This is a genomic window from uncultured Methanobrevibacter sp. (assembly GCF_902770715.1).
Taxonomy (GTDB): Archaea; Methanobacteriota; Methanobacteria; order Methanobacteriales; family Methanobacteriaceae; genus Methanocatella.
Genome location: NZ_CACXTS010000007.1, coordinates 37,013 through 51,738 on the forward strand (window position 1 = coordinate 37,013; position 14,726 = coordinate 51,738).

14 protein-coding genes are annotated in these 14,726 nt (G+C 36.1%); 11 read left to right on the top strand and 3 right to left on the bottom strand.

The genetic code is table 11. The features are described from left to right. The first annotated feature begins 91 nt into the window (after window positions 1–91). The 8 genes from ftsZ (at window position 92) to alaS (ending at window position 7,774) form a co-directional block, all read left to right on the top strand. Window positions 92–1,228: a cell division protein FtsZ gene (gene ftsZ / locus QZU81_RS03010; RefSeq protein WP_292828369.1), complete on the top strand. Its 1,137-nt coding sequence runs from the start codon at window positions 92–94 to the stop codon at window positions 1,226–1,228. Window positions 1,229–1,345: 117 nt separating this feature from the next. Then, window positions 1,346–1,525 carry a protein translocase SEC61 complex subunit gamma gene (locus QZU81_RS03015; protein ID WP_295589363.1) on the top strand — a complete coding sequence of 60 codons (180 nt, stop codon included), beginning with the start codon at window positions 1,346–1,348 and terminating at the stop codon, window positions 1,523–1,525. Between the two features lie 244 nt (window positions 1,526–1,769). Continuing rightward, window positions 1,770–2,240, top strand: coding sequence for a transcription elongation factor Spt5 (locus tag QZU81_RS03020; protein ID WP_295589364.1), 471 nt, complete (start codon window positions 1,770–1,772; stop codon window positions 2,238–2,240). After that, window positions 2,240–2,722 carry a 50S ribosomal protein L11 gene (locus QZU81_RS03025; protein WP_292828358.1) on the top strand — a complete coding sequence of 161 codons (483 nt, stop codon included), beginning with the start codon at window positions 2,240–2,242 and terminating at the stop codon, window positions 2,720–2,722. Before QZU81_RS03020 ends, QZU81_RS03025 begins: the two co-directional genes overlap by 1 nt. A 180-nt stretch (window positions 2,723–2,902) precedes the next feature. Continuing rightward, window positions 2,903–3,541 (top strand): 50S ribosomal protein L1, encoded by a 639-nt coding sequence (locus QZU81_RS03030; RefSeq protein ID WP_292828355.1) that lies wholly within the window; start codon window positions 2,903–2,905, stop codon window positions 3,539–3,541. Then, window positions 3,541–4,551, top strand: coding sequence for a 50S ribosomal protein L10 (locus QZU81_RS03035; RefSeq protein ID WP_295589367.1), 1,011 nt, complete (start codon window positions 3,541–3,543; stop codon window positions 4,549–4,551). The genes QZU81_RS03030 and QZU81_RS03035 overlap by 1 nt, the downstream gene beginning before the upstream one ends. A gap of 56 nt (window positions 4,552–4,607) precedes the next feature. Beyond that, window positions 4,608–4,913, top strand: coding sequence for a 50S ribosomal protein P1 (gene rpl12p, locus QZU81_RS03040; protein WP_295589369.1), 306 nt, complete (start codon window positions 4,608–4,610; stop codon window positions 4,911–4,913). Between the two features lie 167 nt (window positions 4,914–5,080). Next, window positions 5,081–7,774: an alanine--tRNA ligase gene (alaS, locus tag QZU81_RS03045; RefSeq protein WP_295589370.1), complete on the top strand. Its 2,694-nt coding sequence runs from the start codon at window positions 5,081–5,083 to the stop codon at window positions 7,772–7,774. A 29-nt stretch (window positions 7,775–7,803) separates the two neighbouring features. On the opposite strand, the gene QZU81_RS03050 is transcribed toward alaS, so the two are convergent. Next, window positions 7,804–9,192: a carbon starvation protein A gene (locus QZU81_RS03050; protein ID WP_292828472.1), complete on the bottom strand. Its 1,389-nt coding sequence runs from the start codon at window positions 9,190–9,192 to the stop codon at window positions 7,804–7,806. A 169-nt stretch (window positions 9,193–9,361) separates the two neighbouring features. Between QZU81_RS03050 and thiI the strand changes: the two genes are divergently transcribed. Together thiI and fbp are read left to right on the top strand one after the other, a co-directional pair. Continuing rightward, entirely contained in the window at window positions 9,362–10,516 is a 1,155-nt protein-coding gene (thiI, locus tag QZU81_RS03055; protein WP_295589372.1) for a tRNA uracil 4-sulfurtransferase ThiI, read from the top strand. Window positions 10,517–10,673: 157 nt separating this feature from the next. Next, entirely contained in the window at window positions 10,674–11,771 is a 1,098-nt protein-coding gene (gene fbp, locus QZU81_RS03060; protein ID WP_292828339.1) for a fructose-1,6-bisphosphate aldolase/phosphatase, read from the top strand. A 56-nt stretch (window positions 11,772–11,827) separates the two neighbouring features. Here the strand turns inward: fbp and QZU81_RS03065 are convergent, their stop codons facing one another. Both QZU81_RS03065 and QZU81_RS03070 read right to left on the bottom strand, forming a co-directional pair. Continuing rightward, window positions 11,828–12,811, bottom strand: coding sequence for an alpha/beta fold hydrolase (locus QZU81_RS03065; RefSeq protein WP_292850048.1), 984 nt, complete (start codon window positions 12,809–12,811; stop codon window positions 11,828–11,830). A gap of 483 nt (window positions 12,812–13,294) precedes the next feature. Beyond that, on the bottom strand, window positions 13,295–13,534 hold the full coding sequence (locus tag QZU81_RS03070; RefSeq protein WP_292828333.1) for a DUF3781 domain-containing protein: 240 nt from the start codon (window positions 13,532–13,534) through the stop codon (window positions 13,295–13,297). A gap of 73 nt (window positions 13,535–13,607) precedes the next feature. Here QZU81_RS03070 and QZU81_RS03075 point away from each other — a divergent pair, with 73 nt between their 5' ends. Then, the gene (locus QZU81_RS03075; RefSeq protein WP_292828330.1) at window positions 13,608–14,717 is read left to right on the top strand and encodes an ABC transporter permease; all 1,110 of its coding nucleotides are present in this window, start codon (window positions 13,608–13,610) and stop codon (window positions 14,715–14,717) included. The last annotated feature ends 9 nt before the right edge of the window (window positions 14,718–14,726 follow it).

The window sequence follows — 14,726 nt, forward strand, 5'->3', positions numbered from 1 at the left end:
CATATTTATATAAAAGTAGTTGCATTTAAATATAAGTAAAAATAGAAATATTTAACAATTATTTTAAAGCAGAGTATGTGGGGTTACATTTGTGAAATTTATAGATGATGCAATCAAAGAATCCGAACAAAGAATGGAAGAGAAAGCACCTGAAAAGCTCTCTTCAGATATTGATGATGATCTTATAGAGATGATTAAAGGAGCAAAGACTAATATATTCGTTGTTGGTGCTGGTGGAGCAGGAAACAACACTATTTCAAGATTAAATGAAATGGGTATCGAAGGAGCAACAACAATTGCAGTAAATACTGATGCTCAAGATTTATTTTATAGTCAATCCGCTAAAAAAATCCTTTTAGGTAGACAAACTTCTAAAGGATTGGGTGCAGGTGGGGAACCATCTGTAGGTGAAGAATGCGCTGAAGAAAGTGAAGATGAAATTAGAGATGAATTAGAAGGCGCAGACATGGTATTCGTTACCTGTGGTCTTGGTGGAGGAACCGGTACTGGTTCAGCACCTATCATCGCTAAATTATCCAAAAAATTAGGCGCATTAACTGTTGCGGTAGCTACTATGCCATTTTCTGCAGAAGGTATTAAAAGAAGAGAAAATGCAGAACAAGGTTTAGAAAAACTTCAAGAAGCAGCTGATACTGTTATTGTAATCCCTAATGATAAATTATTAGAAGTTGCACCAAATTTACCTTTAAACAAAGCTTTCATGGTATCTGATGAAATTTTAGGAAGAGCTGTTAAAGGTATTACAGAATTAATTACTAAGAAAGGTCTCGTAAGTTTAGACTTTGCAGATATCAGAAGTATCATGGGTGGCTCTGGAATGGCTATGATTGGTATGGGTGAATCTGACACTGGCGATAGAGCATTAGAATCAGTTCACGAAGCATTAAGCAGCCCATTATTAGACATTGATATTTCCAATGCTACTGGTGCTTTGGTTAACATATCTGGTAGTTCTGACTTAACTTTACATGAAGCAGAAAAGATTGTCCAAGTTGTTGCTGACAAGTTAGATCCTGAAGCTAACATTATTTGGGGTACTCAAATTGATGAAAGTCTTCAAAATACTGTTAGAACCACTGTGGTTGTTTCAGGCATTAAATCTAATTATGAAGTCGACAGCACTCCTGAAATCGAGTATGCTGAAGAAAAAGAAGAACCTGAAACTACTGGTGACCAATTAGATGATTTCATTGATGGAATCTTCTAATTCTATCTTTTTATTTTTTTGTAAAAATGCAAACATTTATTAATGTTTAAATTATAAATTATTTTATTACTATTAGTTTTATTATAATTTTATAAATTCTTAATTTTGGGTATTTAAATGAATGTAGAAGAAACTTTCAATAAATTTATTAAAGACAGTAAAAGAGTATTAAAAGTAGCAAGAAAACCTGACACTAAAGAATATATGGAATTGGCTAAAATTTCCGCTATTGGTGTAGCTATTATTGGTGTCGTTGGTTTCGTTATAGTTTTATTAGGCTCATTAATTGGGTTATAAAACTCATTCTTTTATTTTTTATGGATCCCATAGATTATAATAAAATTTTTGGTAAGCACTGTTTTGCATAAAAATTTAATTTTTTTGAAAACTTTTAAATACTACTATTTATATAGATATTGATATTATAGAAATCTTATTTTTCAAGATATTTTTTTCTTGAAGATTATGGCTTTTATAATATTTTTAACTTAATGTATGATTTTATTAACAAGAAAAAATTTTAAAAATAGGTGAATTTTTCATGGAAGATACTAAAAGTTCCATATACGCTCTTAAAACCTCAGCAGGTCAAGAAAGAAATGTTGCTAGGCTCTTAGCTCGTAAAGCTAGAACCATTGATGGCATAGGCATTTCAGCACTTCTTGTACCAGAATCTTTGAAAGGGTATATTTTGGTGGAATCTTCAACAAAAATAGATCTTAGAAATCCTGACTTAAAAGTACAGCATTTAAGGGGAGTTGTTGAAGGTAGCGTTGGAATTACTTTTGATGAAGTAAAAAGATTCTTAAAACCGGAACCTATTATTTCCTCTATCCAAAAAGGAAGTATTGTTGAACTTATTTCTGGTCCGTTTAAAGGGGAAAGAGCAAAAGTGGTTCGTATTGATGAATCACGTGAAGAAGTCGTTCTTGAGTTAATAGAAGCTGCAGTACCTATTCCGGTTACTGTTAAAGCTGATCAAATTAGAATAATTCAAAAGGAGGCTGACTGATGGCTAAAGATACAGTCGAAGTTCTTATCGAAGGTGGAACTGCTACTCCTGGTCCACCATTAGGTCCAGCTTTAGGACCTCTCGGTATTAACATGATGCAAGTGGTTGAAGAAATTAATAAAAAAAGCGCTGACTTTGCTGGAATGAAAGTACCTGTTAAAGTCATCGTTGATAGGGATACTAAAGATTTCGAAATTGAAATCGGTACTCCTCCAACAACTGCACTTATCATGGAAGAATTAGGCATCGAAAAAGCTTCTCACGAACCAGGTTTAGACATTATCAATGACTTACCTATTGAAACCGCTTTAAAAATCACTAGAATGAAATTCGATTCATTACTCTCTAATGATTACAAAGCAGGTATCAAAGAAGTTATGGGAACCTGTGTAAGTATGGGATTATCTGTAGACGGTAAAGACCCAAGAGAAGCACAAAAAGACGTAGATGCTGGAGTATATGATGATATCTTATCTGAATAGATATTGTCAATGTAAAATTTAAATTAAGTTAATAAATACAGTGTATATGATGTTATAATTACGGTTATAATTGATATACTGTTTTTAATTCATGCAATCGTTGAAGAATTTTTTTCTTGTAATCGATACTCATGAAACCAAAAAAATCCAATGAGCATTAAATGTTCATGGGGGATGAATATGACACAAGATGTAATTAACGCGGTGAAGGAGGCTAAAGAACAATCTAAGCCGAGAAACTTCACTGAGTCAGTGGATGTTATTATTAATATCCGTGACTTAGATGTCAGAAAGCCAGAAAATAGGTTTAATGAGGAAGTTACTCTTCCTAACGGCCGTGGCAAAGAAGTAAAAATCGGAGTCATAGCTGATGGGGAACTCATTGTTCAAGCTAAAGATGCTGGTCTTGACACTGTAATTAATAAAGGAGATTTAGAAGAGTTCGGAAAAGACAGAAAAGCAGCTAAAAAAATGGCTAACTCTGTTGATTTCTTAGTAGCTCAAGCTGATATGATGCCACTCGTTGGTAGATTCTTAGGTCCAGTTCTTGGTCCTCGTGGAAAAATGCCAAAACCAGTGCCTGCAAGTATCAAATTAGATCCTCTTTTAGACAGATTACAAAGTACTGTCAAAGTTGGTGTAAAACAACAAGCAAGTATTCAAGTTGTTGTTGGAAGCCAAGACATGTCAGACGAGGACATAGCTGAGAATGTGGAAACTGTTCTTACAGTCTTAGACCGCAATTTGGAAAAAGGAAGAAGTCAAATCAAGTCCATGTTTATTAAAACAACTATGGGACCAGTAGTGAGGGTGATCTAATGGCTCATGTTGCTGAATGGAAAAAGGAAGAAGTTAACGAGCTAAAAGGTATCATCGACCAATACGATGTAATCGGTATCGTCGATTTAATGAACATTCCTGCAAAACAGCTCCAAGAAATGAGAAAATCTCTCAAAGATAAAGCTGTTATCAGAATGTCTAAAATAAACCTTATCAATTTAGCTCTTGAAGATTGTAATGCTGATAAAAACAACATTGTTGATTTATCCGAGCACATGGAAGGTCAAGTTGCACTTATCGCAACCGAAATGAATCCTTTCAAATTATACAAAATATTAGAAGACAGCAAAACCCAAGCTCCTGCTAAACCAGGAACTATTGCGCCTGATGATATTATTGTACCTGAAGGGGATACAGGTTTCGAACCAGGTCCATTCTTAGGTGAATTGCAACAAGTTGGAATTCCTGCAAAAATCGATAAAGGTAAAATCTGCGTACAAAAAGAAACTGTTGTTGTAAAAGCAGGTGAAGAAGTTTCTAAACAAGTAGCAGCAACCTTATCCAGAATGGATATCAATCCAATGGAAGTAGGAATTGATTTAAAAGCAGTATATGAAGAAGAAGCAGTTTATACTTCTGACGTACTTGCAATCGACGAAGAACAAACATTAGCTGACATTCAAAATGCATTCAGAAATGCATTTAACTTATCTGTGAATGCAGCGATCCCTACTGATGAAACTATTTCCACTATCATTACTCTCGCATACACTAGAGCTATTAATGTCGGTGTAGCAGGAGCAATTATGACCTCTGAAACTTCAGAACCAATCATTGGTTTAGCACAAGCTAAAATGTTAGCAATTGCATCTGAAATTGCTGATGCACCTGGTGCTATTGATGACGAATTAGCTGAAAAACTTTCTAATGTTGCTGTAGCAGCTGCTCCAGTAGTTGAAGAAGTTGTTGAAGAAGAAGAGGAAGAAGAGGAAGAAGAAGAAAGTAGCGAAGAAGAAGCAGCAGCTGGGTTAGGAGCTCTCTTCGGTTAAAATTAAAATTTTTATTATTATAAAAACTAACACTTTAAAAAATTAATGGTGATAACATGGAATACATATATGCGGCAATGATTTTGCACAGTGCAGAAAAAGAGATTAACGAAGAAAATGTTAAAAGTATTATTGAAGCAGCAGGAATTGAAGCTGATGATGCTAGAATCAAAGCTTTAATCGCAGCTTTAGAAGATGTAGACATCGACGAAGCTATGGAAACTACTGCTATGGCAGCAGCAGCACCTGCAGCTGCACCTGCAGCAGCAGAAGCTGTTGAAGAAGAAGAGGAAGAAGAAGAGGAAGAAGAAGAAGCTTCTGAAGAAGAAGCAGCAGCTGGATTAGGTGCTCTCTTCGGATAGATTTTTTAATCTATCACCTTTCTTTTTTTTTTACTTTTTTTGTTTAGACTTACTATTTTTTTTAAGATTATTTTATGAATTATTGACTATTTTCCATCTATTTTTTGAAAGTTATTTATTGTATTAAAAACATATTATAAACTAATAAATAATTTAAACTGATTTATATGGTAGAAATTTTTGATGAACTTGGTTATAAGAAACAAACTTGTAAAACTTGCGGACAGGAGTTTTACTCCCAAGTAGACAGAGACACTTGTGGGGATGCTCCATGTGATGAGTATGAGTTTATCGCAAATCCTGCTACTGATAAACCATATAATTTATATGAAATCCAGCAAGTTTTTAGAGAATTTTTAGAAAGTGAAGGGCACACACATGTCCACAGATATCCTGTTTTGGCTAAAAGATGGAGAGATGACGTATTTTTAGTTGGAGCATCCATTTTCTGTTTTCAGCCGTGGATTACTTCAGGTCTTGTCAAACCACCTGCAAACCCTATAGAAATGGCTCAGCCTTCAATCAGACTCAACGATGTTGATAATGTGGGACGTACAGGAAGGCACATGACCTGTTTTACAATGGGAACTCACACTGTAATCAACAAAGAGGATGATTTCATTTACTGGGAAGACGAAACCATCAGACTTTGTCATGAGTTCTTTGCACATATCGGAATCAATACTGAAGAGATTACTTTCATCAAGTCATGGTGGGCTGGCGGAGGTAACGAAGGGCCATGTTACGAAGTGTGCTGCAGAGGAGTGGAACTTGCGACATTGGTTTTCATCCAATATGAAACCCTTGAAGACGGATCCAAAAAGGAAATTCCAATTAAGGTTGTGGATACAGGTTACGGTCTTGAAAGAATTGCATGGATTTCACAAGGAACTCCAACAGCTTATGATGCTTGTTTTGCACCTGTAGTTGACAAATTAAAAGAATTGACCGGTGTTGAAATTAATGAAGATATTCAAGGAAGGAATGCTCAAATTGCCGGAATGATGGATATTGAAGATATTGGGGACTTAAAGGAACTCAGGCAGCAGGTGGCTGAAAGCCTAAATCTCTCTTTAGAGGAGTACTTAAAGGCAGCCGAACCTATGGAAGCGATTTACATCATTGCGGACCATACCCGTTGCCTTGCATTCATGCTTGCTGATGGTATTATTCCGTCAAACGTGAAGGAAGGATATCTTGCACGTTTGGTTTTAAGAAGAACCATAAGATTCATGAATGACCTGAACATGAAGGAATCTCTTGCAGATGTAATGGCAATCCAATTGGATTTCCTATCCAAGTTTTATCCTGAAATTCGCGATTCAGAAGAGCACATCATGAACATCATCACTTTGGAAGAAGAAAGGTTTGAGGCTACTGTTAAAAAAGGAATGAGCATTGTTAAAAGATCAATTAAAAGACTTAAAAAAGAAGGCAAGAAGGAAATGCCTCTTGAAATGTTGATTGACTTATATGACTCTCATGGAATTCCACCGGAAGTTGTAGTTGAATTGGCAGGCGATGATTTCACAGTCAATGTTCCGGATAATTTCTTCACTCAAGTGGCAGGCGCCCACGAAAAGGACACCACCAACAAGAAGGATACTTTCAAGGTTGACTATCCTGAAACTGAATTACTGTTCTATAAAGATTTCTACCAACAAGAGTTTGAGGCAAAGGTTTTAGGCATAGTCGAAAAAGATGGGGACAAATGTTTAATCTTTGATAAAACAGCATTCTACCCTGAAGGAGGAGGCCAACCTTCAGACATAGGTGAAGTTTCCGTTGACGGGTCTGACTTTAAAATACATCATGCCGAAAAGGTTGACGGTGTTGTATTGCACCATGTAGATGGGGACATGCCAAATGTTGCAATAGGCCAAAAAGCAATTGGTAAAATCGATTGGACAAGAAGAATTACTCTTGCACGCCACCATACAGGAACTCACCTGGTTATTGCGGCTGCAAGAAAAGTATTGGGCAAGCATATCTGGCAAGCCGGATCTCAAAATGGTCTTACAAGGGCACGTATTGACCTTTCACATTACAAACGTATCACCCAAGAGGAGATTAATGAAATCGAAAAGTTAGCCAATGAGTATGTTATGCAAAACATTGACCTTGACATCCAATTCCACACAAGGGATGAAGCGCAGGAGTTATACGGCTTTGTGCTGTACCAAGGTGGTATCGTTCCAGGCAAAATGATTCGTGTAGTCAAAATCCCTGGCGTTGACGTTCAGGCCTGTGCCGGAACACATGTTTTAAGAACAGGTGTAGTCGGTCCAATCAAGATCAATAAGACAGAAAGGGTTCAGGACGGTGTTGAAAGGATTGATTTCTCAGCAGGTCTTGCAGCAATTGATTCCATGCAGCATGACGGTGAAATCTTAAGGCAAAGTTCAGGAATCTTTAATGTTGAAAACGATCAATTGCCAAGAACCTGTGACAGATTCTTCTCAGAATGGAAAGCGCAGAGAAATGAAATCGACCGCTTAAAATCAGAGATTGCATCTTTGAAAATGAATTCCTTAGCGGATGAATTTGATGAAATCAACGGTTTGAAAGTCGTTCACCAAATAATCGAAGCGGACTTCAAAGAGCTTCAGAACATGGCCACTGACTTTACAGATAATGGAAAGGCCGATGTGGTCATTATGGGAAACAATGACGGTAAAATCGTTGGTGCGGCTTCACAAAAAGCTATTGATGGTGGAGTCAAAATCAATGAAATCATCAAGACTGCAGCAGGAGTATTAGGCGGAGGCGGTGGAGGCCGCTTAACCCTTGCACAGGGTGCAGGTAGAAATGCCGATAAGATGGATGAAGCTATCCAAACTGCAGTTGAACTAATTAAATGATAAGAGAAATTTCTTTCTCTTACATCTTCTTATTTTTTAAACTTTTTCAGGAATAATATCGTAATGATTGCCGTTGCAATAATTGCAATTATGTTGGCAGTCATTGAAGGCAGTCTAAGTCCTTCGGACGCCTGTAATATGTATCCAAATGTAATCAATGAACATGCGACTGCAGGAAGCAGCGTAATAATATAGTGCTCCTTGTTTTGAATAAGATAGACTGTTGCAGAGAAGAGCACACATGTAGCAATTATCAATTGGGCCCATGCAAAGTATCTCCAAATCAATGCAAAATCAACAAAAGTCAATGCAAATGACACTATAAACAAAGGTAGGGCCAATTTCAATCTTGAAGATAATTTTTCCTGGTTGAAATGCAATTCATCAGCTAATGTAATCCTTGAGCTTCTAAGTGATGTGTCTCCAGTTGTTATTGGACATATTACAACACCAATGACAGCTAAGATTAAACCAATCGGCCCGAGCAGGGTTGTTGCCATTTGATTCACTGCAACTGAGGGGGTTGATCCGTAAAGAACCGCAAGTTGTGGCTGGCCATGGAAAAATGCCATTGCAATTGCCGCCCAGCATAGTGCAGTCAAACCTTCCAAAACCATTGCTCCGAAAAATACAGGTCGTGCATCCTTTTCATTTTCCATACATCTTGCAACAATAGGGGATTGGGATGCATGAAAACCGGAAATCGCTCCGCATGCAATTGTAACGAATAGATATGGGAAAATTGTTTTATCGGTTAAGTATAATCCTTGTGTCGTGAATTCAGGAATTGTGTATGACGGATTTAGGAGCAATGCTCCAGTCATTAATATGGCCATAATCAGGAATAGGGCTCCAAAAATAGGGTAAACTCTTCCGATAATCTTGTCAATCGGGAATAGGGTGGCTATTAAAAAGTAGATAAAGATTATTATAGTCCAGATTAATACAGGAGTATTGGTCAAGTTAGCAATCAAGTCAGCAGCTCCTGTCGCAAAGGTTGCAGCAACAAGGATGCCTGTTATGATGATAATGATTGCAGTGAATTTTTGAATGGTATTTCCCAAATATTTTGAAATGATGTTCGGCATTGTCAAACCGTCATTTCTCAGGGACATGAATCCTGAAAAGAAGTCATGAACAGAACCGATGAATATTGTACCCAACACTATCCATAGGAATGCAGCCGGTCCGAATAATGCACCTTGGATGGCTCCAAATATAGGTCCCAAACCTGCAATATTCAAAAAATGAACTAAGAAATTTTTATATTTTGGCAGGGGTATATAATCAACGCCGTCTCCTAACCGTTTCGCTGGTGTTTCGTTATTTTCGTCAACGCCCACTATTCTTTCAATAAATTTTCCATAAATAAAATAAGATGTTATTAAAACAGCTGCACAAATCAGGAAACTATACATATACAACAATTTAGTTCTAAATCATTATAATATTTTTTGTAAATCGAGTTTTCATCGATTAATTTTATTAATTATTAAGTTTAAAATATACTTGCTGTTATATTTAAAAACTAGTATAGAAGGGATTGCTATTTTTTTCCAGCGTGCACTAACTGAGAGAGTTGTTTGAATGAATCAAGATTTAATTATTGCAAGATATGGTGAAATTGGACTTAAAAGTCCAAAAATAAGGTCACGTTTTGAAAGAAAGCTAGTTAAGAATATTAAAGCTACTTTTGAATGCGATGTAGACAGAAATCAGGGAAGAATCTACATTTTCCCAAAGGATTTCGATGAAGGAATTGAAAAATTGAACAGGGTTTTCGGTGTAGTTTCCTATTCTCCGGCAACTTCAACCAAATCCACTTATGAGGATATTGATGAAACATTGTCCCAATACACTAAAGACTTAATGACTGATGGCATTTTGGATGAAAATACAAAATTCGCCATCAAATGTCGTCGTGTTGGAACACATGATTTTACATCCCAGGAAATGGCGGCACACTGCGGTGGAGTTGTAAGGAATGTTGTTCTGGCACCTGTTGACTTAACAAATCCTGACTTGACAATATTTGTTGAAATTAGAGAAGATGACGCTTATATTTATCATGAAAAAATCAAAGGTCCTGGTGGACTTCCTTTAGGAACACAAGGAAAGGTTGTTGTTCTTTTATCAAGTGGTATAGACTCTCCTGTTGCAGCATATCTGATGATGAAGAGAGGCTGCGAGGTTGTTGCACTTCACTGTAATAATGACCCTTTTTCAGGTCCGAAAGTCACTGAAAACTTCAATGCATTGGTGGACCAATTGAATATTTATGCTAAAGGCACTCCTATTAAAAGGCGCGTAATTGATTATGGTGAATATCTTACTGTTGCAAAGGAAAAAGCCCCTGAAAAAATGACCTGTGTCTTATGTAAATCTGGAATGTATAAGATAGCTGAAAAGCTGGCTTTAAAGCTTGGAGCTGATGCCATTGTTGATGGAAGCAGTGTTGGTCAGGTTGCCTCACAGACACTGTCAAACATATTGGCTACCAGATACGGCGTGGATATGCCGATATTGTCTCCGTTGATTGGTCTTGATAAGGAAGAGATTACTGCTATTGCAAAGGATATAGGAACATTTGAAATATCTAAGATTGACGATGGTGGTTGCAGTGCAGTTCCACGTTATCCTGAGACTCGTGCGGATTTGGAGAGAGTTAAAAAGGCTTGTGAAGATATGGACCAAGAAACTGAGGTTCAAAAAGCTTTTGAAAATATCAGAAAACTCGATTGAGTTTTCATTATCTTTTTTTTTTAAAATTGCTTTCAATTTCTAAAATTGTTTTAAACTTATTTTAAAAATAGCTATTTGAACATAATAATTAAATAGTATACACCTCAAAAATAATATATGTCTAGTAAATAAATAATTTGCTATTTGAGGTATTAAAATGAAAACTACTGTTAGTGTAATTAAAGCTGATATTGGAAGTGTGTCCGGACACTGTGTCGCACACCCAGAATTAATGGACATTTGTGATGAAGTTTTAAACGAAGCTTTAGAAGCTGGCATCATAAAAGATTACTATATCTCCCGTTGCGGAGACGACATAGACTTAATCATGACCCACGACAAAGGGGAAGAAAACGAAGAAGTACACAAAACTGCATACACCGCATTCATGAAAGCTACTGAAAGAGCACGTGAATTGAAATTATACGGTGCAGGTCAAGACTTGTTATCCGATACTTTCTCCGGAAACATCAAAGGTATGGGTCCTGGTGTTGCAGAAATCGAATTTGAAGAAAGGCCATCTGACCCGGTACTCATTTTCTGCTGTGACAAAACCGAACCTGGTGCATTCAACTTACCAGTATTCAGAATATTTGCAGATCCATTCAACACTGCCGGTCTTGTAATTGACCCAAGCTTACATGATGGATTCAAATTTGAAGTATTCGATGTAATCGAACACAGAAAAGTAATCTTAAATTGTCCTGAAGAAATGTACGATTTGCTTGCATTAATCGGTTCCACCGGAAGATACGTAATTAAAAGAGTATGGAAGAAAAACGGCGAAATCGCAGCTGCAATAAGTACTGAAAGATTAAACTTAATGGCTGGCGAATACGTAGGTAAAGATGACCCAGTATGTATCGTAAGAGCACAATCTGGCTTCCCTGCAAACGGTGAATGTGTAGATCCATTTGCATTCCCACACATGGTAAGTGGATGGATGAGAGGATCCCACAATGGTCCTATGATGCCTGTATCCGAAGCAGAAGCAAACCCAATCAGATTTGACGGACCACCAAGAGTAGTTGGATTAGGTTTCCAAGTAGCTAACGGTGAATTAATCGGTCCTGTAGATTTATTCGATGACCCTGCATTTGACCCTACCCGTGAACAAGCTGCAAAAATCGCAACTTACATCAGAAGACACGGTCCATTCGAACCTCACAGATTACCTGCTGAAGAAATGGAATACACTTCACTTCCTGGTGTAATGGAAAAATTAGAATCCAGATTTGAAGACATGGATGATTAAACTTAAAAGAGATTTTTTATCTCTTCTTTTTTTTACTTTTTTTGCATTATTTCAATCTATTTTTTAAATTCTTCTAAAAATTCTTTAAATAGGTCGATGAATTGGGAATAGTCGTCATTGTAAACAAAATCTTCAGCATCAAAGATATTGATTTCCAGATTTTCTATTTTATCCTTAAGGGGCCATATATCGAATTCGGGAATATAATACATGTCTTGCGAAGCACCGGAGACTAATGTTTTAGCCTTGATGTTGGATAGTTTATCTTCTACATCATAATCTATTAGTGCGTTGTTTCTGTATTTGAAGTCATAGATGTCTACAGATAGGCCTTCATCAACAAAACTGTCCATATATAGGTCAATTTCATGCCGGTCAAACTTTTGAAATGCTCTTTTTGGAAAATATTGTGAATAGAGTATAGAATAAATTGCAAACATGGTTCTGGTTAATTGGTCACTGTAAATCTCTTCATAATATGCATCTGATGAACTGATTATGTTATTTATAGCTTTAGAAACAATGTATCTATACCCTTCTGTTTTAAAGGAACTGCTTCCTATAATTAGAAATTCCATTTCATCGGGATATTCGCATGCCCAGGTATATGCTTCATATCCTCCGTTTCCAACACCTAAAATGCCCAATACGTTGGTTATGTTAAATGTTTCGACCAGAAACTTTCTTTTGAAATTCACACAATCCTTATATGTATATTTTGGGAAATCATATTTCAATTTGGTTGTGGATGGGGAACATGATTCGGGATAACCTAGGGAAGTAATTGATATGTAAAAGAAGTTATAGTCATAAAGCGGGCTGTCCGGACCAATTAGTTGATGTAAATCTTCAATTGATAAGCAGTTTTCGTTGAACCTATGGCAATATATAATCGCATTGGTGATGTTGCCGTCTTCATCATATATTGGAGTTCCGCGAGTGGTATATTCCACTTCAACATCATGAAGAATCTGACCATTTTCAAATTTAAATTCGTCTAAAGTCTGTTTTCTATATCCCAGTTTTGAATTAGCGATCATTGTTTTCCCTCCAAATTGGAAACATAATTTCTTTATTTGTTTATTATTTTTTGATTTTTTTTAAATTTTTAGTTTTTTTAATTATTTTTTGTACAATTTTATATTTGTGAAATTTTTCATTATAATTAATTTATTTTTTGTAATATTTTTTTGTCTTATCTTTAGTTATTTGAAATTATCTAATTTTTCACTGGTATTGATAATTTTTATCAATAAAAATTGATTATAATGAATATTATTTAATTTTATTCTTCATGAGGATATTATAAATTTTAAAGAAATTATAATAATTTCATTATGTTTGATTATTTTTATATTAATATATTGTATAAAACTTCAATATAAATCAATATGTTTATATGTAGTGCAAAATATATTTGATATATTATGTTTAATATGCTCAATGAGCAGATTTAAAGAATTAGTGGAAAATTCAGCAATTCATTAATGGGGGGGGGGTTTTTTTATGCTAAAAAACTCTTTTTAAAATTTATGTGCAGTTATTATTGTAAAACTGCTAGAATTGATGGTTATTATACAGTCATCAGCATTGACATAGTAATTCTTACCTTCTTTTGTAACGACTGAATTGTCCTGCTTAAGCTTTGAAACGCAATAGCTGACCGGTTCATCAGCAATTCCTAAATTCTTCTGTATTCTTCCAACGCCCATTTCAGTGGTGTGGATCTTTTCAACATTTTTTATAAGTATTTTCTTATGCATTTCAACACCTCATTTTTGCATCTTAGTCGTATTGATGCCTATTTATTTATATATTATTTACCTATTTAGTATTATGTCATTTTTAAAATTCATTCTTAAAAATCCATTCAGGAGGAAGAATAGTGCAATCCTGGCTATTGTAGGGATTGCAATTGGTATAATAGTAATTGTTGCTCTTGGTGGAATCACAGATGGTTTGGTCAATACATTTGAAGATACAATTCATGCAGGGGGTGCTGACTTTTCGATTTCAGGTAAGGAAACTGGAGACTCAGCATACGGGACCAACACCATCGATGCAAACTGGACAGACAAGATTGCCAATGTAAGTGGTGTGGAGGAGGCCTATCCTATATATGTTGTTTTGACTTCAGTGGGTGATGATTACATGAATACCTTAATCGGTATTGACCCTGAAGGTACTACTCTGGCCGATATTTCAATGAAGGAAGGCAGAATCTTTGAAGATAATTCCTCGGAAGCCATACTGGGGGAAATTTATGCAGATGATAATAATTACTCTGTAGGGGATGACATCAAGATTGACGGCGAAGAATTTGAAGTTGTTGGAATCTATGAAACCGGCGATCAGAATATGGCTGGGGGAGTATTCACATCAATTTCCAAAGTCGGTGACTTGATGGATGATGAGGATTCAATCTCAAACATCTATGTAAAGGTTAAAAAAGGTGAAGATCCACAGACCGTTGCCGATAGAATTGATAATATGTATGGAGATAATATCACAACCATTACATCAGTTATGGAAATGACTCAGATGGCGGACATGCTGAACATGCTTCAGGCATCAACTTGGGCAATTTCACTTCTGGCAATTGTTGTAGGGGGCCTTGGAATCATCAACACAATGCTGATGTCAGTATTTGAGCGAACCCGTGAAATTGGTGTTTTAAAGGCTGTCGGATGGTCTAACAAAAGGATTCTTGGAATGATTGTCGGCGAATCTTTGGTTATAACTATTGTCTCAGCAATTATCGGATCTTTGATTGGATTTTTCGCATGTACGCTTTTAGGTCCTCAAATGGGCATTGAACCGTTGTTCACTCCGAAGATATTTATTCAGGCGTTTGGAATAGCTATTGTTGTTGGAATTATTGGTGGACTTTATCCTGCAATCAAAGCGGTTAAGTTGCCTCCGACAGAAGCATTGAGGTATGAGTGAGGTGAGATT

Excerpts from the sequence above, each read along its gene's own strand:
- QZU81_RS03015 (WP_295589363.1), top strand. The coding sequence starts at position 1,346 with ATGAATGTAGAAGAAACTTTCAATAAATTTATTAAAGACAGTAAAAGA.
- QZU81_RS03020 (WP_295589364.1), top strand. The coding sequence starts at position 1,770 with ATGGAAGATACTAAAAGTTCCATATACGCTCTTAAAACCTCAGCAGGT.
- QZU81_RS03025 (WP_292828358.1), top strand. The coding sequence starts at position 2,240 with ATGGCTAAAGATACAGTCGAAGTTCTTATCGAAGGTGGAACTGCTACT.
- QZU81_RS03030 (WP_292828355.1), top strand. The coding sequence starts at position 2,903 with ATGACACAAGATGTAATTAACGCGGTGAAGGAGGCTAAAGAACAATCT.
- QZU81_RS03035 (WP_295589367.1), top strand. The coding sequence starts at position 3,541 with ATGGCTCATGTTGCTGAATGGAAAAAGGAAGAAGTTAACGAGCTAAAA.
- rpl12p (WP_295589369.1), top strand. The coding sequence starts at position 4,608 with ATGGAATACATATATGCGGCAATGATTTTGCACAGTGCAGAAAAAGAG.
- alaS (WP_295589370.1), top strand. The coding sequence starts at position 5,081 with ATGGTAGAAATTTTTGATGAACTTGGTTATAAGAAACAAACTTGTAAA.
- QZU81_RS03050 (WP_292828472.1), bottom strand. The coding sequence starts at position 9,192 with ATGTATAGTTTCCTGATTTGTGCAGCTGTTTTAATAACATCTTATTTT.
- thiI (WP_295589372.1), top strand. The coding sequence starts at position 9,362 with ATGAATCAAGATTTAATTATTGCAAGATATGGTGAAATTGGACTTAAA.
- fbp (WP_292828339.1), top strand. The coding sequence starts at position 10,674 with ATGAAAACTACTGTTAGTGTAATTAAAGCTGATATTGGAAGTGTGTCC.
- QZU81_RS03065 (WP_292850048.1), bottom strand. The coding sequence starts at position 12,811 with ATGATCGCTAATTCAAAACTGGGATATAGAAAACAGACTTTAGACGAA.
- QZU81_RS03070 (WP_292828333.1), bottom strand. The coding sequence starts at position 13,534 with ATGCATAAGAAAATACTTATAAAAAATGTTGAAAAGATCCACACCACT.
- QZU81_RS03075 (WP_292828330.1), top strand. The coding sequence starts at position 13,608 with ATGTCATTTTTAAAATTCATTCTTAAAAATCCATTCAGGAGGAAGAAT.